This is a genomic window from Pseudomonas sp. GM60, assembly GCF_000282415.1.
In the GTDB taxonomy this organism is placed as follows: Bacteria; Pseudomonadota; Gammaproteobacteria; order Pseudomonadales; family Pseudomonadaceae; genus Aquipseudomonas; species Aquipseudomonas migulae.
Window position 1 is genome coordinate 1 of record NZ_AKJI01000083.1, and the last position, 19,226, is coordinate 19,226.

The window sequence follows — 19,226 nt, forward strand, 5'->3', positions numbered from 1 at the left end:
CAGTGATGACGCCTTCGCGGGCAAGCCTCGCTCTCTGTAGGAGCGAGGCTTGCCCGCGAAGGGTCCCTCAAGCCAACAACATTTCCCGCAACACCACACAATCCGCCGCATGCCAATCCGTCAATTCAGGCCACGGGTTATCCGGCAGATTCACCAACACCGTCCGCGCCCCCGCCGCTCTTCCGCAATCCAGATCAAACCGGTAATCACCGACCATCACCATCTCGCTCGCCGGCACGTTCCAGGCCTCGGCCAATTTCAACAAACCACCGGGGTGCGGCTTGGGCGGCGCTTCATCACGCCCCAACACATCCTCCACCGCGAAGCAGTCCGCCAGGCCAATGGCCTCCAGCGTCACATGCGCCAACTCCCGAGCATTGCGCGTAAGAATACCCAGGCGATAACCGCGCCCCGCCAACTCGCGCACCAGCTCCACAGCACCCGGCGCCGGTTTCGAACCCAGCGCCAGATCCCGTTCATGCTCCAGCAACCATGCATGTTTGGCCGCGGCTTCAGCGGCCGGCAGCGCGGCGAGGTGGGTCAGGATGTCGTCTTCGGCCGGGATCGCCAGCGCCACGCGAATCGCCGCGAAGTCATGCACGGCCACCGTCAGGGTGCCGTCCATGTCGAACACCCAGTGCCGCACCTCGGCCAGGCTCATGCCCAATCCTTGCGGTGACGGATCAGGCCTTCCTGAGTGACCGACGCCACCAGTTGCCCGGCGCGATTGAACACGCTGCCACGGCTGAACCCACGGGAATTGCCGGCCCACGGGCTGTCCATCGCGTACAGCAACCAGTCATCGGCACGCAGATCCGCATGGAACCACAGCGCGTGATCGAGGCTGGCGACCTGCATGTCTTTCTGCCAGACCGACTTGCCATGGGGCAACATCGAGGTGGTCAGCAGATTGAAGTCCGACGCGTAGGCCAGCAGGTATTTGTGCAGCGCCGGGGAGTCGGCCAACGCGCCGTCGGCGCGAAACCAGACGTACTTGACCGGATCGGATGGCTGCGGGTTGTAGGGATCTTTCTCGGTGACCGGGCGGAATTCGATCGGCTTCGGGCACAGCAGTTTTTCACGCATGTGCTCGGGGATCAGGTGCGCGCGCTGATGGGTCAGCTCCAGTTCCGAGGGCAGGTTTTCCGGCCCGACCACCGTCGGCATCTGGCCCTGATGCTCGAAGCCTTTTTCGTCATATTGGAACGATGCGCTGCACGTGAAGATCGGGTTGCCCTTCTGGATCGCCGTGACCCGACGCGTGCTGAAACTGCCGCCGTCGCGAACCCGATCAACCTGATACACCACGGGCAACGTGGAATCGCCCGGACGCAGGAAATAACCGTGCATCGAATGCACATGACGCGCGACTTCGACCGTCTGGCTGGCCGCCGACAGGGACTGACCGATCACCTGGCCGCCGAACAACTGACGAAAGCCCAGGTCCTGGCTGCGGCCACGGAACAGGTTTTCTTCGATCGGTTCCAGGGTCAGCAAATCGACCAGATCATCCAACACTTGGCTCATTCAGACTCTCCTCACACATCGCAATGCCGCGCAGTCTTGGCTGCGGCGGTCGATTCAGTTTCCGGCCAGGGCCATCATTGGCGCCATTGTAAACGTCCGGGCCGTCTTATCCATGCAAGGTTTGCAGCCATTGTTCACGGGTGATGCGGTACAGCACATGGTGACGCAGAGGATGATCGACCGCGAGTTTCGGGTGGTCGAAGTCACCGGCTGAATCATGGTGCATACCGATGGCCTGCATGACTTTCTGCGATGGCGTGTTGGTTTCCGTGGTGAAGGACACGACCTCTTGCAGCGCCAACCGGTCAAACCCGCAGCGCAGAGCGGTCCACGCTGCCTCACTGGCGTAACCCAAGCCCCAGTGTTCGCGGGCCAGGCGCCAGCCGATTTCGATGGCCGGCGTGAAAGGCGCGTCGAAACCGACCACGCCGAGCCCGGTAAAACCGATGAATGCACCGGTGTCCTTGCGCTCCAGCGCCCAGAGACCAAAACCATGCTCGGCGAAATGCCCACGAATCCGTCCGATCAGCGACGCACTTTCCAGTCGGCTCAAGGGTGCCGGAAAATAACGCATCACTTGTGGATCGGCGCACATCGCCGCAAACGCCGGCAAATCCTCGTCACGCCACTGCCGCAACAGCAGTCGCGCGCTCTCGAGTTCCAGTATCGGCTCCATCGTGCCCCTCCGTTTCCATGCCGCAAGTCTACATCGCTGGTAGGATCGTTCACTCATTCCTACACGCCGTACTCATAAAAGCCCGTCATGCCGCTGCCATTGATTTACCACGAAGACTACAGCCCCGAGTTCCCGGCGGACCACCGTTTCCCCATGGACAAGTTTCGCCTGCTGCGCGATCACCTGGTGGACAGCGGGCTGACCCGGGACGCCGACCTGCTGCGCCCGGAACTCTGCCCGCCGGAAATTCTCGCCCTCGCACATGACGCTGCCTATATCGAACGCTACATGAGCGGCGAGTTGTCCCGCGAAGACCAGCGGCGTCTTGGCCTGCCGTGGAACGAAGCCCTGGCCCGGCGCACGGTGCGGGCGGTCGGCGGTTCGTTACTGGCGGCGGAACAGGCGCTGGAACATGGATTGGCCTGTCACTTGGCCGGCGGCACGCATCACGCGCATTACGACTACCCGGCAGGGTTCTGCATCTTCAATGACCTGGCGGTGATCAGCCATTACCTGCTGGAAAGCGGTCGTGTGAATCGGGTGCTGATCTTCGATTGCGACGTGCATCAGGGCGACGGGACTGCACGGATTCTGCACAACACCCCGGACGCGGTGACCGTTTCCCTGCACTGCGAGAAGAACTTTCCTGCACGCAAGGCCGAAAGTGACTGGGACATCCCGCTGCCCAAGGGCATGGGCGATGCCGACTACCTGAAGGTCGTCGACGACGCGCTGAATTATTTGCTGCCGCTCTACCAGCCGGACCTGGTGCTGTACGACGCCGGTGTCGATGTGCATAAGGACGACGCGCTCGGTTACCTGAAGCTGACAGACGAAGGCGTGGCCGCGCGGGATGAAAGCGTGATGCGCCATTGCCTCGGGCGGGATATTCCGGTGGTCGGGGTGATTGGCGGCGGCTACAGCAAGGACCGCAAGGCGCTGGCGCGGCGGCACGGCATCCTGCATCACAGTGCGCAGCGGGTGTGGGCGTCATCAGGTTGTCATTGAGGTGTGCGCCTTTACCCACAATGCCTGTGGAACTGCCTGTGGATAACCTGAGTGAAAGGGCCTACAGGCCATGCTGCATATAGCCTGCAAAGGGGTGGTTGTTTTTTAACCAACTCTTTAAACCACCACTGATCCCTGTAGGAGCGAGCCTGCTCGCGAAGGTTTGTCAGCTACATCAATGTCGGCTGATACACCTTCGCGAGCAGGCTCGCTCCTACAAGGATTTGGGCTGGTAGAATGCCCGGCTTCATTCCGCCAAATCGCAGCTCTCGCCATGACCCAGCCCTCGCCCTCCTCCCCTCACGTCGCCATCATCGGCGGCGGCCCCGCCGGCCTGATGGCGGCGGAAGTGTTGAGCCAGGCCGGAATCAAGGTCGATCTGTACGACGGCATGCCTTCGGTCGGCAGGAAATTTCTCCTCGCGGGCGTGGGCGGCATGAACATCACCCATTCCGAAGCCTACCCGGCATTCCTCTCACGCTACGCCGAGCGGGCACCGCATATCGCACCGCTGCTGCGAGCCTTTGGTGCCGAGGCGCTGTGTCAGTGGATTCATGACCTGGGCATCGAAACCTTTGTCGGCAGCTCCGGCCGGGTGTTTCCAACCGACATGAAAGCCGCGCCGCTGTTGCGCGCCTGGCTCAAACGCCTGCGAGAGGCCGGCGTAGTTATCCACACCCGCCATCGTTGGCTCGGTTGGGATAACAACGGTGGATTGCGTGTTGAAAGTCCTGAGGGTGAAAAAACCCTGAAGCCCGAAGCAACGCTGCTGGCCCTCGGTGGCGGCAGTTGGTCGCGCCTGGGTTCGGACGGCACGTGGATGCTGCCACTGGAGCAGCACGGCGTAGGACTGGCGCCGCTGCAGCCCAGCAATTGCGGCTTCGAGGTGCAGGCCTGGAGCGAATTGATGGTCAGCAAATTCGCCGGCGCGCCGCTGAAAAATATCGCGATCGGTCTCAATGACGACATCCCTCGACTCGGGGAATGTGTGATCACGGCCACCGGGATTGAAGGCAGTTTGATCTACGCCCTGTCGGCGCCCATCCGCGAAGCGATCAATCAGCATGGCTCGGCGACCATTCATCTCGACCTGTTGCCGGGCCGGCCTGTGGATAAAGTTCAGGCGGCGCTGAGCAAACCGCGCGGGTCTCGTTCAATGTCCAAACATCTGCACAGCCAGCTCGGGATAGATGGCGTGAAAGCGGCACTGCTGCGGGAACTGACGCCGGCAGAATGCTTCGCCGATCCGGCGTTGTTGGCCAAAGCGATCAAGGCGTTGCCGCTGACGTTGATGAAAACCCGTCCACTGGACGAAGCCATCAGCACTGCCGGTGGCGTGATGTTCGAGGCGATGGATGAACGTTTGATGCTCAAGCAGTTGCCTGGCGTGTTCTGCGCGGGGGAAATGCTGGATTGGGAAGCGCCGACCGGCGGCTATCTGCTGACCGCGTGTTTCGCCAGTGGGCGTGCGGCGGGGTTGGGGATGGTGGAGTGGCTCAAGCGCAAGGCTTGAGACCGAGTTGCGCCCTTCGCGGGCAAGCCTCGCTCCTACAGGTTCGACGTAAATCCTGTAGGAGCGAGGCTTGCCCGCGAAAACGGCTTAACCGGCGCAGCGAATATTAAGGCTTACGCTTACGCGGCCCAGTATTAAACACCGGCACCTTACGCACAGGCTTGATAGAAGGCTCCGGCGCCGAAGCATCCCCGCTCTCGACCCATTTACCCAAATTGCGCTTACCGCCGCTGGACGTCTTCGGCTTCTTCGGTTTTTTCGGTTTCTTCACCACCTGGCCGCTGGCATCGGTGTCCGGCACGCGGTGCTCAGGTTCGAAATCGTGTTCCATCTGCCGAGGCAACGTCTGACGCGTCAACGTCTCAATGGCCGACAGCAAATTCACTTCATCGGCGCAGACCAACGAAATGGCCTGCCCGGTGGCACCCGCACGGCCGGTACGACCGATGCGGTGGATGTAGTCCTCTGCCACGATCGGCAGGTCGAAATTGACCACCAATGGCAAATCTTCAATGTCCAGACCACGGGCCGCGACGTCGGTGGCCACCAAGATCTGTACTTCGCTGGCCTTGAAACGGTCCAGCGCACGTTGACGCGTAGCCTGAGGTTTGTCGCCATGGATGCCGTCGGCGTTGATGCCCAGGCCCTGGAGCTTTTCCACCAGCGCGTCCACGCCATTACGGGTCTTGGCGAATACCAGCACCTGCTTCCACTTGCCCTTGCGCAGCAAGTGGATAAACAGCTCTGGCTTGCGCTTCTTGTCCACCGTCACTACCCACTGTTTAACGGTGTTGGCAGCAACGTTGCGCGGGCTGACTTCGATGCTCAGCGGATCATTGAGCATTTGCCCGGCCAGCAGGCGAATCGCATCGGAGAAGGTCGCGGAGAACAGCAACGTCTGACGTTTCTTCGGCAGCACGCGGTAAATGTTCCCCAGCTCCTCGGAAAAGCCCAGGTCGAGCATGCGGTCGGCTTCGTCCAGCACCAGGGTTTGCAACTGGTTGAACTTCAGCGCGTTCTGGCGGAACAGATCGAGCAGACGGCCCGGTGTTGCCACCAACAGGTCGACCCCTTTGCGCAGCTTCATCATTTGCGGGTTGATGCTGACGCCGCCGTACACCGCGTAAGTGCTCAGTGGCAGGTTCTCAGCGTACTGACGCACGGCTTCGTGAACCTGCTCGGCCAGTTCGCGGGTCGGCACCAGAATCAATGCGCGCACCGAGTTGGCGGTGACTTTCGGCCCTTCCATGGCCAGCAATTGCAGCAGCGGCAACGCGAAACCAGCGGTCTTGCCGGTGCCGGTCTGGGCGGCGGCCATCAGGTCGCGACCGGCCAGCACCGCCGGAATGGCTTGCGCCTGAACCGGCGTCGGGGTCTGGTAGCCGAGCGTCTCGAGAGAGCGCAGCAAGGGTTCGATCAGGCCAAGGGTGGCGAAAGTCATGGGATTACCGTAGGAAAATTCAGCGCGGTTGTGCAAAACAAGTGTGCAATGGCGCGCAGTTTACCCTAATTCACACTCGATTCTGTCTGCACCACTGCAGCAGGTCGTTCCGGCGTCCGGCGCCACTGCGGCAAACCGATCAACACCACGGCACTGATGATCACCAGCATGGCCAGCGCTTCTTCGATGCCGATGGTCTCGCCGACAAACACGATCCCCAGCAACACTGCCACCGCCGGGTTGACGTAGGCATAACTGGTGGCCGCTGCCGGACGCACGTTTTTCAACAGGTACATGTAGGCGTTGAAGGCGATGATCGAACCGAAGAAGGTCAGGTAGGCCAGCGCCGCCCATCCTTCAATCGGTGGCATGGCTTCCAGATGTTCACCACTCATCGCACTGCCGATCAGCAACGCCACGCCGCCCACCAGCATTTCCACGGCACTGGCCATCACGCCTTGGGGCAACGGCAAGTGTTTGCTCCAGACTGAACCGAACGCCCAGGCCGCCGCCGCAAAGATCAGCAACATCGCACCCAGCGGGCTCGATTGCAGGTTGGAACCGAGGTTGAGCATGGCGATGCCGATCAGCCCGAGCACAATCCCCGCCCATTCAAGACGAGTATTACGCGCGCCCCAGAAATAGCCGCAGAGCAAGGTAAACAACGGCACCGTCGCCACCGCCAATGCCGCGACGCCGGAAGCGACACCCATGTGTTCCGCCACACTGACCCCGCCGTTACCGCACGCCAACAGCAAAATCCCGATGATCCCCGCCGCTTTCCACTGCGCCCACGTCGGTGCCGGCGCCCCGCGCCAGCGCAGGAAGGCGTACATCAACGTGCCGGCGATGACGAAGCGAATACCGGCGAGCAACAAGGGCGGCCAATACTCCACGCCGATGCGGATCACCAGGTAAGTCGAGCCCCAAATCACGTACAAGGCGAAAAAGGCAGCGATCAACGGCAAGGGAAAACGACGGAGGCCAGGCATGGGGGCAGCTCGCAGGCAAGGACAAATGAACAGCTATTCTAGAAAGGCGAACAGCAGAAAATAAGTTACAAAACCTGTTTATAGCGCCGGTACACTTTTCAAATCACGGAGATCAGCGCTATAAACCGTGCTTTCGAAAGTCAGTCATTTTTCAGGAATGGACTATGGACAAATACGACCGCATGCTCCTCAGCGCCCTACTGGAAAACGGTCGTGCGTCCTACGCCGACCTCGCGCGCAAAGTGAACCTGTCCGCCCCGGCCGTGGCCGAGCGCGTGGCCAAACTTGAGGCCAGTGGGGTGATTACCGGTTATCAGGCGAAAGTCGATATGGCCAAGCTGGGGCTGCCGATTCAATGCGTGATCGAACTGCGGCTGAACCAGCACGGTAATCAGAAAGCCTACGACGACCTGATCAAAATCCCACAGCTGACGGAGTGCCACCGCGTGACGGGTGATCCGTGCGTGATCATGCAAGCGGCGGTGGGTTCGATGCCGGAGCTGGAAGAGCTGATCAACCGGATTGCCACGTTCGGGTTCAGCAAGACGTCGATTGTGCTGTCGAGCGCGATAGAGAAGCGCGTACCGTTGGGACAGCTGGAAGCCAATGGAAAGCCCTGATCCAACACGAACCCTGTAGGAGCCGGCTTGCTGGCGATAGCGGCATATCAGTCGACATCAATGTTGAATGATGAACCGCAATCGCCAGCAAGCCGGCTCCTACAGGTGCGATTCAAAATCCGCGATGCCGCTTCAGATGCTCATTGATTTTGGCCGCCGGCACTTTCTGCAGGCTGACCAGCAGATCATGGGACAACTCGCGCAGCCCGTGCTTCTGCCGCAACTCCTGCGCCAGATGCGCCGTCAGGTTGGCCGCCATCTCGGCGTCGGCCATCGCCCGGTGAGCCTTGCCGGTGTTTGGCAGGCTGGCGAAGGTGGTGAGGGTGCCGAGTTTGTGATTCGGCGCAGCCGGCATCAACCGACGGGCCAGTAGCAACGAACAAGCAAAATTCTGCAACCGCGTACGCTTGATCCGACCCAGTTCAAAGTCCCAGAACTTCTGGTCGAACGCGGCGTTGTGCGCCAGCAGCGGCGTGGTGCCGACAAATTCGTTGACCTCGTTCATCACCTGTTCCGCCGACGGTGCGGTGCGCAGCATGGCGTTGCTGATGCCGGTGAGTTGTTCGATGAAGGCCGGGACGCGCACGCCGGCGTTCATCAGGCTTTGGTAACGCTCGACGATGCGCCCCTGTTCAAGGATCACCACGGCAATTTCCGTGGCCCGGCAGCTGCTGCTCGGGGAGATCCCGGTGGTTTCAAAGTCGATGACTGCTATGCGTTCCAAACCTGTTTCAACTCCGTAAAAATCAATTCTTGAGCAGCAATGCGCCTTCGATCGGCACGTAGCGGCTGGCGGCGCGGATCAGCGAGTTGGCTGTCAGGCCCGGCACGCCGTAGGCCACCGCTTGTACGCCGTGCTTGGCGATGATGCGCTCCAGCAACATGTCGAAATCACCGTCGCCGGAGGCCAGCACCACTTCGTCGACGTGATCGGCGGCGTCCATGATGTCGAGGGTGATACCCACGTCCCAGTCGCCCTTGGCCGAGCCGTCGCTGCGCTGGATGTAGGGTTTGAGCTTCACGGTAAAACCGAGGTTGCGCAGGATCTGCTGGAACTGCTGCTGTTTGCTGTCGCCGCGATCGATCGCGTAGGCATAGGCTTCGACGATATCGCCCTGCTTGCTGATGTCAGCCCACAGCGCGGCGTAGTTGAAGTGGCAACCATAGGCCTGACGCACGGTGTAGTAGAGGTTCTGGACATCGGCGAACACTGCAATTTTTTTCACCGTGCATCCTCTTTCGCGCAGGCGGGATCAGGCACCGGGCCCGAAAAGTTGCCCAGTATGCCAGCCTGGAGGATTGTTCCGCGAATAATCGGCCCGGAGCGCCGCAGCGCTCCGGACGAATGGCGTGTCAGACGAAGGAATCGTCGTCGCCGCCGAAGAACGATGAACTGTCATCGTTGTAGTCGGTGTCGGCATAGTCTTGGGAGTTGTCAGCCACGCGCTGGTCATCGCCCCAGCCGTTGTCACCGCCGTGGTCGTTGACCTGCGCCGGCTCTTCCTTGATCACTTCCACCACTTCCGGCTGCTGGTTGTGATGGAACAGGCTGCTGATGCCTTGTGCCAGCATCACGCCACCCGCCACACCCGCTGCAGTTTTCAGCGCTCCGCCGAGGAAACCGCTGCCAACCGCCGGCGCCTGCTGTTGCGGCGCGTAGTTCTGCTGCGGTGGCGGTGCAGCGAAATTCTGCTGTGGCTGCGGCGCGTTGAACGAAGGCCGTCCCGGCTCACGCCAGCCGCCGCTGGAGGGCGGTGCACTTGGCGCAGGCGTTTCACGGGAACTGCCACCGAAAATGCTCGACAGGAACCCACCGCTGCTCGGCGCCGGAGCAGGTGCCTGGGATTTGGCCGATTGCAGTTCGGCCTGCAATTGCTGGATTTGCTCGGTGAGTTGCTTGTTCTGTGCGTCGAGGCTCTTGATCGCTGCCTCTTGCACCAGAATCGCCTGGGTCATGAAGTAGCCCGCCGCGGGTTGGCGAGCCAGATGTTCCTTGATCCGCGCCTCGGCCAGGGCATCGCGCGGGGCTGCTTCCGTTTCGGCCTGTTGCAGCCGGGAAAACAGTCCATCGATCAGGGTTTGTTCTTCAGTGTTCATGGCGACCTCGTAGATTGCCGGGGAAATCGTTGACCTTCTCCAGGGAGGATACGGCGCTCGACCTTAATGGAGGCTGAAACAAGTTGTTTCAATGACCTTTACCGAACGTTTACGTTTGCGCCCCGACGCGCTGCATCGGTTAAAGTGGGCCACTGCTTTCAACCTGCGATACCGACTGATGAATCCGTTCGATGTACTGCGTGACTCGCTGTATTTCTTTAAGCGCAATCTGAGCCAGATCGTGCGGCTGTGCCTGCCGCTGGTGATTTTCGAAGCGCTGCTGCAACAAGTGGTCGACCACAACACCGTGCCGGACAGCTTTCCCGGCGTCAGCGTGATCGTCGGCCTGCTGGTGTACCCGCTGTACACCGCCGCCCTGATCCTGTTTCTCGACGCGCGCAGCCGTGGCGAATCGCCGCGCAACCGTGACCTGCTGGCGAGGTCCGCGTACCTGTGGCCGCGCTTCGCCCTGCTCACGGCGCTCAATACATTGATGATCCTGCTCGGCCTGTCGTTGTACTTCCTGCCGGGCATCTGGCTGATGGTGACGTTGGCGTTCAGCGAATACCTGCTGGTGCTGCGCGGCCTGGCGCCGCTGGCGGCAATGAAGGAAAGCCTGCGCCTGACCCGCGGTCATTTCCTGCGGATTCTGGTGTGCATCCTGTGTGTGATGGGCCCGTTGTGGGTGCTCAAGGGTGTGACGCTCAACGTGTATCCGGAACCGCAGAACCCGGTGATTTCCCTGCTGATCGACAGCGCCCACAGCTTCCTGCAACTGTTCACCAGCGTGGTGTTGTTCCGTTTGTTCATGCTGATCAGCGACGTTCCCGAGAAAATCGACCGGCCGCTCTGATCATGGGCTTCGGCCCGGCTCTCGGTTATGCTCGGATCCATCTTTTGTAACGCTATAAGCCGAGCCATGACCCGACTACTGCGCTACACCCTGCTGGGCCTGTTGATAGCAATCGGCCTGATTGCCTTGCTGATATACAGCCTGACCTGGCGCCCCGAAGCCAAGGAAGTTTTGCCCGTCAGTTGCAACGCTCAAGCACCGACACTGGTGCCCGGCCAGGCGTTGAAAGTGATGACCTGGAACGTTCAGTACCTGGCGGGTAAGCGCTATGTGTTCTGGAATGACCTGGCCGCCGGCGACGACGAAAAACCGACGCCTGAAGACATGGCCTTCAGCCTCGATGAAGTGGCGCGGGTGATTCGCGACGAACAACCGGACCTCGTGTTGCTGCAAGAGCTCGATGACGGCGCCAAGGCCAGCGATTACCAGAACCAGTTCAAACTGCTTCAGGAACGCCTCGCCGACCTCTATCCCTGCAGCGCCCATGCCTTCGACTGGAAAGCCGACTTCGTGCCGCAACCGCACATCTTCGGCAGTGTCGGCCGGCAACTGGCAACCCTCAGCCGCTACCGGATCGAACACGCCGAACGCCTGCAACTGCCGGTCACGCCGGCCAACGTCATCAGCCGTCAGTTCCAGCCGAAAAATGCCTTGCTGGCCACTTACCTGCCTTTGAGTGACGGCGGGCAGCTGGCGGTCCTCAACACCCATCTGGACCGTGCGACCCAACCGGATGAAACGCTACAGACCCAGGTGACGGCGGTGGCCAAAGTCCTCGACAAATACGAAAGCCATAGCACCCCGTGGCTGATCGGCGGCGACTTCAACCTGTTGCCGCTGGGGCAATATCGACGCCTGCCCACCGAACAACGCACGCCCTACTCCGCCGACAGCGCGTTGCACCTGTTGTGGGACAAGTACCCGATGATCCCGACCAACAATGAAGCCAGCGGCATCGATCGGGCGCGTTGGCTGACGCACTACCCGAATGATCCAGGCCTGAACGGCCCGGACCGCACCGTCGATTACCTGTTTTACAGCCCCCGGATCAAACGGGTCGAGGCGACGGTGCGACAGGACGATACGTTGCGGATCTCCGATCATTTGCCGGTGATTGCGCGTTTCCTCCTGCCGGCTGCGCCGTAATCCCAGCCAAACACAAACCTTGTAGGAGCCAGCTTGCTGGCGATAGCGGTGGGTCAGTCAACGAAGATGTTGGATGTGATGGCCTCATCGCCGGCAAGCCGGCTCCTACAGGGGATTGCGTGACACTCAATGCACCTCCTCCAGGTCATCATGCAGCAGCCCGAAAATATCGCGTTTCATCTCGATAAATGAACGCTCCATGACCATGTCCAGGGTCCGTGGGCGTTCGATCGGCACGTCCAGAATCTGCTTGATCCGCCCAGGCCTGGCGCCCATCACGTAGACCCGATCACCCAGCAGAATCGCCTCGTCGATGTCGTGGGTCACGAACAACACAGTCTTCTTGCTGTTACCCCAAACGCGCAATAACAGCTGCTGCATTTGCAGGCGCGTCTGGCTGTCGAGGGCGCCGAAGGGTTCGTCCATCAGCAGGATTTGCGGGTCATTGGCCAAAGCGCGGGCAATCGCCACCCGCTGCATCATGCCGCCGGACAGCTGCTTGGCGTAGTTGTCGGCGAACCCGCTGAGACCGACTTCGTTGACGTAGTAATCGACGATGTCCTTGCGCTGTGCCGCCGCCATACCGCGACGCTTGAGGCCGAACTCGACGTTCTGCCGCACGGTCAGCCACGGGAACAGCGTGTAGCTCTGGAACACCATGCCGCGGTCCGCGCCCGGCCCTTGAACTTGCTGACCGCCGACGTAGATCTCGCCTTCCGTGGGCTCGTTCAAACCGGCGGTGAGGTACAGCAAGCTCGACTTGCCGCAGCCCGACGGCCCGACCAGCACGGCGAATTGCTGATCCGGAACTTCGAACGAAACCTGATCCAGCGCGGTGAACACGCCGCCGTCGGGCTTCTGGTAACGCAGGCTGACTTTGTCCACTTGCAAACGAGGCGCGGCGTAGGCCGGGGCAGCCATCGGTGTGACGATACGCGGGTTGACGGCGGTTACTGAGCCCATGCGGCAATCCTCAGACGAAGGAAACGGAACAGTTGATCAGTGACCAGGCCCAACAGGCCGATGATCGCGATGGCGAGGAAAATCACATCCACCTGAAAGCCGCGCATGGCTTTGAGGCTCAGGTAACCCAGGCCACTGGAAGCGGCGACCAGTTCGGCGACCACCAGGTACGTCCAGGCCCAGCCCATGGTCACGCGCAAGGTGTCGAGCACACCCGGCAACGAGGCCGGCGCGATCACATGCAACACCGCATCGCGGCGGTTAGAGCCGAGTGTGTAGGAGGCGTTGATCAGGTCTTTGGAGATGCCTTTGGACACGTCCGCGATCATCACCAGTTGCTGGAAAAACACGCCGAAGATGATTACCGAGACACGCTGCTCCAGACCGATACCGATCCACAGAATGAACAGCGGCACGAACGAGGTCACCGGCAGGTAGCGGATGAAATTGACCATCGGTTCGAGGAACGCCTGAACGATGCGGAAGCTGCCCATCAGCAACCCCAACGGCACCGCCACTAGCGACGAAACGACGAAACCGACCACCACCACTTCAAGACTGGCCCACACGTGCAAACCGAGCGTGCCGTCGCGGCTCAGGCGCACAGCGGCTTCGACCACCGCGCCCGGCGTCGGCAAGAACATGCCCGGCACCACGCCGCCGTAAGACAACCCGGCCCACAGGCCCACCAACAACACCCAGGCCAGGCCGCTCGCGCTCCAGATCACCGAAACCGGCAAACCGGTCTTGGGCGTGATGCAACGGCTCAGCCATGAATTGCGCTTGAACATGCGAACCTCCTACAGCGGGCTGACGAAACGGTTGTCGATCAGGTCGTCATTGCTGACGTTGTAGGGTTTGCCCTGCAATTCACTGGCGGTTTCGTTGGCCAGTTTGATCAACGGTTCGCTGTCGCCCGGATTACCCGGCGAGCCCAGGAGTTTTTCGCTCATGGCCTGATCGTAGAAGCGCACGCCTTGCGCAGCGGCTTCCAGTTCCTTCGGATCGGCGAGGTAACCGCCGACGCCTTTGGCCATGATTTTGTAGGCTTCCTGCGGATGGTCCTTGGTGTACTGCACCGCTTTGTACAGACCGGCGACCAGCGCCTTGACGTCTTCCGGCTGTTTCTCGATGACCGTGCAGTTGAGCGCGACCACATCGACAATCACACCCGGCGTGCTGCTGCTGTCGATCAAGACTTTGCCTTGTTTCTTGTCACGCACCATCGACAGGTGCGGTTCCCACGTCACGGCGGCAGGCACACGACCGGCGATGAACGCGGTGGCGGCGTCGTCGGCCGTCATGTTCTGCACGGTGATGTCGCTCATGCTCATGCCGTGTTTTTTCAGCAAGTACGAGAGCCAGAACTGCGAAGTCGAACCTTCGTTCACCGCCACGGCTTTGCCTTTCAGCTCCTGCAGGCTCTTGATGTCCTTGCCCACCAGAACACCGTCGCCGCCATGGCTGTCATCGAGTGCGGCTACGGCCTTGAAGCAGAATTGCGGACGGTATTTCAGTACTTCGTCGATGGTCGACGCCGAGCCGGACAATTCGCCCGAGGCTTGCGCAGCCATGTACATCGAAGCCTCTTCGACGACGGGCAACTCGACGGTCAAACCACCTTCCTTGAAGTAGCCCAGGTCCTGGGCGAGGTAGAGCGTGCCGTAACCGACCCATGTGGTATGGCCGATGGACAGGGTGCCGGCCTGGGCGCTGGTGGCGACCGTGGCGGCGATGGCGGTGACCGCCAGTGGATGAGCGACGCGGGTTAGCAAGGACTTGATCATGGAGCACTCCCAAAGCTGTTGATTTAGTTTTGTCATGGGCAGTACGGCCAGCAGCCCTGGAGAAGCGCTGCCACGGGTGGTCTCTGATGGACCTTTTGGTGGGCAGTGTTCGGCTGACTGGCGAGGTCGATGTTGGACCAGGGCCAGGAATAGGAAAATTAGGAAATATGTCGAGGCGAGCGATGAAAAAACTGGGTAGTGCGCACTGCTAAAGGGCGGTGTGGGCGGAGGTGCACGGGGTGAGTGCAAAACATGAGAGTTGTGTTGAATGGTCTAACGCAATCGCGAGCAGGCTCGCTCCCACAGGGGGTTCTATGTTGCCCTCTCTACCGAGGTCAACACAGTTCCAATGTGGGAGCGAGCCTGCTCGCGATTAAGGTCCGAAGGACCTTCGGCTACATCAGAGCCGGCCGTATTCCTGCGCCGTACGATCGACCGCTTTCAGCGTCTTGCCAACCAACTCATCAACTTCCTCACGACTGGCAATCAACGCCGGCGCCATGATCATCCGCCCCAGCGTCGAACGAATGATCACCCCCTCCTCAAACCCAATCGTGCGGCAGCGCCAGGCAATGTCGTTCTCGTTGGCAAAGCGCTTGCGACTGGTTTTATCTTCAGCCAACTGCAACGCCGCTACCATCCCGACACCTTGAATATCCCCCACCAACGGGTGATTGCCGAACACTTCGCGCAAGCACTGTTGCAGGTACGGCCCGATGTCGTCCTTGACCCGCGTCACCACGCCCTCATCACGCAACGCCTTGAGGTTGGCGATGGCCACCGCTGCCGCCACCGGGTGTCCGGAATAGGTCAGGCCGTGGGCAAACACCCCGCCCTGCTCCACCAACACCTGCGCCATTTTCTTCGACAGGATCAGCCCGCCCATGGGGATGTAGCCGGAGGTCAGCCCCTTGGCAATCGACAGCGTGTCCGGCTCGAAACCGAAGTGCTCATGGGCGAACCATTCGCCAGTGCGACCGAAGCCGCCGATCACTTCGTCGGCGCACAACAGCACGTCGTACTTACGGCAAATCCGCTGGATTTCCGGCCAGTAACTTTCTGGCGGAAAGATCATCCCGCCCGCACCCTGGAACGGCTCGGCGATAAACCCGGCGACCTTGTCCGCGCCCAGTTCGAGAATCTTCGCTTCCAGTTGTTGCGCCGCCCGCAGGCCGAATTCAGCCGGGGTCAGGTTGCCTTCGTGGGCGAAGAAGTACGGCTCGTCGATGTGCTCGATGTCCGGCAGCATGCCGCCCATTTCGTGCATGAACTTCATGCCGCCGAGCGCCGTCGCCGCCAGTGTCGAACCGTGGTAACCGTTCCAGCGACCGATCATGACTTTCTTCTCGGGCTTGCCGAGGATCGTCCAGTAACGGCGCACGGTGCGGATCAGCACCTCGTTCGCTTCGGAGCCGGAGTTGGTGTAGATCGCGTGGCTGTAGTGCCCCGGCAGCAGGCTGAACAGCAGCTCCGAGAGCTCGATCACCTGCGGGTGAGTGGTGTGGAAAAACATGTTGTAGTACGGCAATTGCTCAAGCTGCCGAGCCGCTGCCGCCGCCAGATCCTTGCGGCCGTAACCGAGGTTGGTGCACCACAACCCGGACATGCCGTCGAGGTAGCGCCGACCATCGTTGTCCCACAGGTGCAGGCGCTCGCCACGGACCATCACCCGTGGCCCTTCATCGTTGAGCGCTTTCTGATCGACGAATGCGTGGATGTGGTGCGCAGCGTCGGCGGCCTGGTAGTCGCGGGTTTCACGTGGTGTGGTCATCGCCAGTTCTCCGTTTTGTTATTAGCGCAGTTGAAACCAGGTGGTCTTCAACTGGGTGTATTTATCGAATGAGTGCAGTGACAGGTCACGGCCGAAACCAGACTGCTTGCCGCCGCCGAACGGCACCGTCACGTCGAGTGCGTCGACGCTGTTCACCGAGACCGTGCCGGCGCGCAATTGCCGCGCCACGCGGTGGGCGCGATTGAGGTCGTCGGTCCACAGCGAAGCGGCCAGGCCGTAGACGCTGTCGTTGGCCAGTTGCAAGGCGTGTGCCTCGTCATCGAACGCCGTGATCGCCAGCACCGGGCCGAACACCTCGTCGCGAAACAGCGGCATGTCCGGGCTCACGTTAGTGAAAATCGTCGGCTGAATGAAGTTGTCGGAGCCGTTGAAAATCGACTGCCGACCACCGCACAACTTGGTCGCACCCTGGCGCTGGGCTTGCTCGATGAACTTCATGATGCGCGCGGTCTGACGGCTGTCGACAATCGCCCCGGCGCTGCTCGACGGGTCCAGCGGATCGCCCGGCAGCCAGCGTTCGGCCTGCGCCTTGAGGCGCTCGACGAACTCGTCATGGATCGAACGCTGCACCAGCAACCGCGAGTTGGCGGAGCAGACTTCGCCCTGATTGAAGAAGATGCCGAACGCGGCTTTCTCGGCCGCCAGATCCAGGTCCTGGCAATCGGCGAACACCAGGTTGGCGCTCTTGCCTCCGCATTCCAGCCAGACCTGTTTCAGGTTCGATTGCGCGGAATACTGCATGAAAAATTTGCCGACTTCGGTGGAGCCAGTGAACACCAGGCAATCGACGTCCGGGTGCAAACCGAGGGCTTTGCCGGTCTGCTCGCCGAGTCCCGGCAGCACGTTGAGCACGCCTGCTGGCAAGCCGGCTTCAAGCGCTAACTCGGCCAGACGCAGGGCGGAAAACGGTGATTGCTCGGCGGGTTTGAGGATCACCGAGTTGCCTGCCGCCAGCGCGGGGGCGAGTTTCCATGCAGCCATGTCCAGCGGGAAATTCCATGGCACCACGGCGGCGACCACGCCCAGCGCTTCGCGGGTGATGGTCGCCAGTACGTTCTGCGCGCTCGGTGCGATCTGGTCGTAGAGTTTGTCGAGGCTTTCGGCGTACCAGCGAAACACCCCGGCGGCGCCCGGCACGTCAATGTTGTAGGCGTCCATCACTGGCTTGCCCATGTTCAGCGAATCCAGCAGCGCCAGTTCTTCGCGGTGGGTCATGATCAGATCGGCCAGGCGCAGCAGCACTTGCTTGCGCTCGTTTGGCGAACGCGACGACCAGGTGCCGGCCTCGAACACCTGCCGCGCATTTTTGACGGCGGCGTTCACTTCTTCATCACCGCACGCGGTCACGTTGGCCAGGCGCTGGCCGGTGGCCGGGTTGATCGCGGCGAAGGTTTGCCCCGACTGCGCCGAACGGGGTTTGCCATCAATCAGGGCCTGGTCGGGAAACGCCAGCGCAGCGGCCTTGTTTTGCCAGTAGGTAAGCTCGAACACGTTCAGATGCTCCATGGGCTTTTCTTGTGAATTGGATGGTGGCCCAGGCCCGTGTCGAGGAAAAATAGTAAAAATGTCTTCGCAGACCATGAAAAAACTGGGCAGCCCATCTCCCCGGTCGTGCGGTATGTGGTTATTGTTCAGGCACAACAACACCGTCGTCAGAACGGACGCAGTCGGCGCAAAAATTGCTGGATGTCGAGTCCATCCACCCCGAGGTTTGCCGTGGCTGCCTACAACCTGCGTCAATTGAAGTACTTCATCACCACCGTCGAATGCGGCAGCGTCGCCGAGGCCTCGCGCAAGCTGTACATCGCCCAGCCGGCCATTTCCACGGCGATCAAAGGCCTGGAAGACAGCTTCGGCGTGCAATTGTTGATCCGTCATCACGCCCAAGGCGTGTCCCTGACGCCCAGCGGCGCACGCTTCTACCGCAAGGCCCAGGAACTGTTGCGCATGGCCAAGGAGTTCGAACAGAACGCCTTGGCCGACAATGACGTAGTGGCCGGGCAAATCGACATCGGCTGCTTCGAAACCGTCGCGCCGCTGTACCTGCCGCAATTGATTGCCGGGTTCTCGGCGCTGTATCCCGGCGTGAAAATCCGCATCCGCGACGGCGAGCAGCAGGAGTTGGTGCAAGGCCTGACCTCGGGCACCTTCGACCTGGCGATCCTCTATGAACACGACCTCGACGCCACCATCGAAACCGAACCCTTGATGCCCGCGCAGCGGCCTTATGCCTTGCTGCCGGCGGATCATCGCTTTGCCCAACTCAAGCAAGTGTCCCTGCGCGATCTGTGCCTGGAGCCGATGATTCTGCTGGACGTGCAACCGAGCCGGACCTACTTCGTCAGCCTGTTCGAAGAACTGGGCCTGTCGCCGAACATTGCGTTCAGCTCACCGTCGATCGAGATGGTCCGGGGCATGGTCGGGCAAGGGTTCGGCTTCTCGATCCTGGTCACCCGCCCGCACTCGGAATGCACCTACGACGGGCAGAAAGTGGTGTGTGTGGACATCGTCGAAGACATCACCGGCTCAGGACTGGTGGCGGCGTGGCTGAAGCGCGGGCAGTTGACCAAACCGGCGCAGTTGTTTGCCGATTACTGTCGCGAACAGCTCACCGCCAAGGCCGAAAGATCACACCCGACCTTGTAGGAGCCCGGCTTGCCGGCGATGGCGTCCGAAAGACCGATGCAACATCCAAGGGCCCCATCGCCGGCAAGCCGGCTCCTACAAAGTGCGTGGATGTTTGAGGGATCAAGGCAAACGCAAACCTGTAGGAGCCGGCTTGCTGGCGATGGCGTCCGTCCAGCCAATACA

Annotated in this window: 19 protein-coding genes; 6 read left to right on the forward strand and 13 right to left on the reverse strand. The window is 61.0% G+C overall.

Translation table 11 applies throughout. The features are described 5' to 3' along the window. Nucleotides 1-67: 67 nt before the first annotated feature. The 3 genes from PMI32_RS09195 to PMI32_RS09185 form a co-directional block, all read right to left on the reverse strand. The gene (locus PMI32_RS09195; protein WP_008031729.1) at nucleotides 68-661 is read right to left on the reverse strand and encodes an HAD family hydrolase; all 594 of its coding nucleotides are present in this window, start codon (nucleotides 659-661) and stop codon (nucleotides 68-70) included. Further along, on the reverse strand, nucleotides 658-1,527 hold the full coding sequence (gene tesB, locus PMI32_RS09190) for an acyl-CoA thioesterase II (protein ID WP_008031730.1): 870 nt from the start codon (nucleotides 1,525-1,527) through the stop codon (nucleotides 658-660). Before tesB ends, PMI32_RS09195 begins: the two co-directional genes overlap by 4 nt. 106 nt (nucleotides 1,528-1,633) lie before the next feature. Then, entirely contained in the window at nucleotides 1,634-2,203 is a 570-nt protein-coding gene (locus tag PMI32_RS09185) for a GNAT family N-acetyltransferase (protein ID WP_008031732.1), read from the reverse strand. Between the two features lie 87 nt (nucleotides 2,204-2,290). Between PMI32_RS09185 and PMI32_RS09180 the strand changes: the two genes are divergently transcribed. Further along, entirely contained in the window at nucleotides 2,291-3,211 is a 921-nt protein-coding gene (locus PMI32_RS09180; RefSeq protein ID WP_008031735.1) for a histone deacetylase family protein, read from the forward strand. A 274-nt stretch (nucleotides 3,212-3,485) separates the two neighbouring features. After that, on the forward strand, nucleotides 3,486-4,724 hold the full coding sequence (locus tag PMI32_RS09175; RefSeq protein WP_008031736.1) for a TIGR03862 family flavoprotein: 1,239 nt from the start codon (nucleotides 3,486-3,488) through the stop codon (nucleotides 4,722-4,724). 106 nt (nucleotides 4,725-4,830) lie between these two features. On the opposite strand, the gene rhlE1 is transcribed toward PMI32_RS09175, so the two are convergent. Both rhlE1 and yedA read right to left on the reverse strand, forming a co-directional pair. Beyond that, entirely contained in the window at nucleotides 4,831-6,165 is a 1,335-nt protein-coding gene (gene rhlE1 / locus PMI32_RS09170; protein WP_008031738.1) for an RNA helicase RhlE1, read from the reverse strand. 65 nt (nucleotides 6,166-6,230) lie between these two features. Continuing rightward, nucleotides 6,231-7,157, reverse strand: coding sequence for a drug/metabolite exporter YedA (gene yedA, locus PMI32_RS09165; protein ID WP_008031742.1), 927 nt, complete (start codon nucleotides 7,155-7,157; stop codon nucleotides 6,231-6,233). A gap of 164 nt (nucleotides 7,158-7,321) precedes the next feature. Between yedA and PMI32_RS09160 the strand changes: the two genes are divergently transcribed. Further along, complete coding sequence (locus PMI32_RS09160; RefSeq protein ID WP_008031743.1) at nucleotides 7,322-7,777, forward strand: Lrp/AsnC family transcriptional regulator; 456 nt, start codon at nucleotides 7,322-7,324, stop codon at nucleotides 7,775-7,777. Nucleotides 7,778-7,889: 112 nt separating this feature from the next. Here PMI32_RS09160 and PMI32_RS09155 read toward each other — a convergent pair whose 3' ends face one another. From PMI32_RS09155 to PMI32_RS09145, 3 genes are all read right to left on the reverse strand, one after another. Beyond that, the gene (locus PMI32_RS09155; RefSeq protein ID WP_008031746.1) at nucleotides 7,890-8,501 is read right to left on the reverse strand and encodes a 3'-5' exonuclease; all 612 of its coding nucleotides are present in this window, start codon (nucleotides 8,499-8,501) and stop codon (nucleotides 7,890-7,892) included. A 22-nt stretch (nucleotides 8,502-8,523) separates the two neighbouring features. Further along, the gene (locus PMI32_RS09150; protein WP_008031749.1) at nucleotides 8,524-9,003 is read right to left on the reverse strand and encodes a LabA-like NYN domain-containing protein; all 480 of its coding nucleotides are present in this window, start codon (nucleotides 9,001-9,003) and stop codon (nucleotides 8,524-8,526) included. 127 nt (nucleotides 9,004-9,130) lie between these two features. Then, nucleotides 9,131-9,874 (reverse strand): DUF2076 domain-containing protein, encoded by a 744-nt coding sequence (locus PMI32_RS09145; RefSeq protein ID WP_008031751.1) that lies wholly within the window; start codon nucleotides 9,872-9,874, stop codon nucleotides 9,131-9,133. A 178-nt stretch (nucleotides 9,875-10,052) separates the two neighbouring features. On the opposite strand from PMI32_RS09145, the gene PMI32_RS09140 reads away from it, so the two are divergent. Beyond that, nucleotides 10,053-10,727, forward strand: a complete 675-nt coding sequence (locus PMI32_RS09140) for a YciC family protein (RefSeq protein WP_032828940.1) — start codon at nucleotides 10,053-10,055, stop codon at nucleotides 10,725-10,727. Nucleotides 10,728-10,793: 66 nt separating this feature from the next. Further along, complete coding sequence (locus PMI32_RS09135; protein ID WP_008031754.1) at nucleotides 10,794-11,873, forward strand: endonuclease/exonuclease/phosphatase family protein; 1,080 nt, start codon at nucleotides 10,794-10,796, stop codon at nucleotides 11,871-11,873. A 126-nt stretch (nucleotides 11,874-11,999) separates the two neighbouring features. On the opposite strand, the gene PMI32_RS09130 is transcribed toward PMI32_RS09135, so the two are convergent. The 5 genes from PMI32_RS09130 to PMI32_RS09110 all read right to left on the reverse strand — a co-directional run bounded on the left by PMI32_RS09130 (nucleotide 12,000) and on the right by PMI32_RS09110 (nucleotide 17,906). Continuing rightward, nucleotides 12,000-12,836, reverse strand: coding sequence for an ABC transporter ATP-binding protein (locus PMI32_RS09130; protein ID WP_008031755.1), 837 nt, complete (start codon nucleotides 12,834-12,836; stop codon nucleotides 12,000-12,002). Next, entirely contained in the window at nucleotides 12,824-13,627 is an 804-nt protein-coding gene (locus PMI32_RS09125) for an ABC transporter permease (protein ID WP_008031757.1), read from the reverse strand. Before PMI32_RS09125 ends, PMI32_RS09130 begins: the two co-directional genes overlap by 13 nt. Nucleotides 13,628-13,636: 9 nt before the next feature. Continuing rightward, nucleotides 13,637-14,623 carry an ABC transporter substrate-binding protein gene (locus PMI32_RS09120; protein ID WP_008031760.1) on the reverse strand — a complete coding sequence of 329 codons (987 nt, stop codon included), beginning with the start codon at nucleotides 14,621-14,623 and terminating at the stop codon, nucleotides 13,637-13,639. A 400-nt stretch (nucleotides 14,624-15,023) separates the two neighbouring features. Beyond that, nucleotides 15,024-16,394, reverse strand: coding sequence for an aspartate aminotransferase family protein (locus PMI32_RS09115; protein WP_008031762.1), 1,371 nt, complete (start codon nucleotides 16,392-16,394; stop codon nucleotides 15,024-15,026). 21 nt (nucleotides 16,395-16,415) lie between these two features. Further along, a complete protein-coding gene (locus PMI32_RS09110; RefSeq protein ID WP_008031764.1) occupies nucleotides 16,416-17,906 on the reverse strand; it encodes an aldehyde dehydrogenase in 1,491 nt (496 codons plus the stop codon). A gap of 225 nt (nucleotides 17,907-18,131) precedes the next feature. Here PMI32_RS09110 and PMI32_RS09105 point away from each other — a divergent pair, with 225 nt between their 5' ends. After that, nucleotides 18,132-19,061 (forward strand): LysR substrate-binding domain-containing protein, encoded by a 930-nt coding sequence (locus tag PMI32_RS09105; protein WP_008031766.1) that lies wholly within the window; start codon nucleotides 18,132-18,134, stop codon nucleotides 19,059-19,061. Nucleotides 19,062-19,226: the final 165 nt, after the last annotated feature.

Coding starts and splice junctions, on each gene's coding strand:
- PMI32_RS09185 (WP_008031732.1), bottom strand. CDS start 2,203: ATGGAGCCGATACTGGAACTCGAGAGCGCGCGACTGCTGTTGCGGCAG.
- PMI32_RS09140 (WP_032828940.1), top strand. CDS start 10,053: ATGAATCCGTTCGATGTACTGCGTGACTCGCTGTATTTCTTTAAGCGC.
- PMI32_RS09145 (WP_008031751.1), bottom strand. CDS start 9,874: ATGAACACTGAAGAACAAACCCTGATCGATGGACTGTTTTCCCGGCTG.
- tesB (WP_008031730.1), bottom strand. CDS start 1,527: ATGAGCCAAGTGTTGGATGATCTGGTCGATTTGCTGACCCTGGAACCG.
- PMI32_RS09175 (WP_008031736.1), top strand. CDS start 3,486: ATGACCCAGCCCTCGCCCTCCTCCCCTCACGTCGCCATCATCGGCGGC.
- PMI32_RS09125 (WP_008031757.1), bottom strand. CDS start 13,627: ATGTTCAAGCGCAATTCATGGCTGAGCCGTTGCATCACGCCCAAGACC.
- PMI32_RS09195 (WP_008031729.1), bottom strand. CDS start 661: ATGAGCCTGGCCGAGGTGCGGCACTGGGTGTTCGACATGGACGGCACC.
- rhlE1 (WP_008031738.1), bottom strand. CDS start 6,165: ATGACTTTCGCCACCCTTGGCCTGATCGAACCCTTGCTGCGCTCTCTC.
- PMI32_RS09160 (WP_008031743.1), top strand. CDS start 7,322: ATGGACAAATACGACCGCATGCTCCTCAGCGCCCTACTGGAAAACGGT.
- PMI32_RS09120 (WP_008031760.1), bottom strand. CDS start 14,623: ATGATCAAGTCCTTGCTAACCCGCGTCGCTCATCCACTGGCGGTCACC.
- yedA (WP_008031742.1), bottom strand. CDS start 7,157: ATGCCTGGCCTCCGTCGTTTTCCCTTGCCGTTGATCGCTGCCTTTTTC.
- PMI32_RS09130 (WP_008031755.1), bottom strand. CDS start 12,836: ATGGGCTCAGTAACCGCCGTCAACCCGCGTATCGTCACACCGATGGCT.
- PMI32_RS09135 (WP_008031754.1), top strand. CDS start 10,794: ATGACCCGACTACTGCGCTACACCCTGCTGGGCCTGTTGATAGCAATC.
- PMI32_RS09115 (WP_008031762.1), bottom strand. CDS start 16,394: ATGACCACACCACGTGAAACCCGCGACTACCAGGCCGCCGACGCTGCG.
- PMI32_RS09180 (WP_008031735.1), top strand. CDS start 2,291: ATGCCGCTGCCATTGATTTACCACGAAGACTACAGCCCCGAGTTCCCG.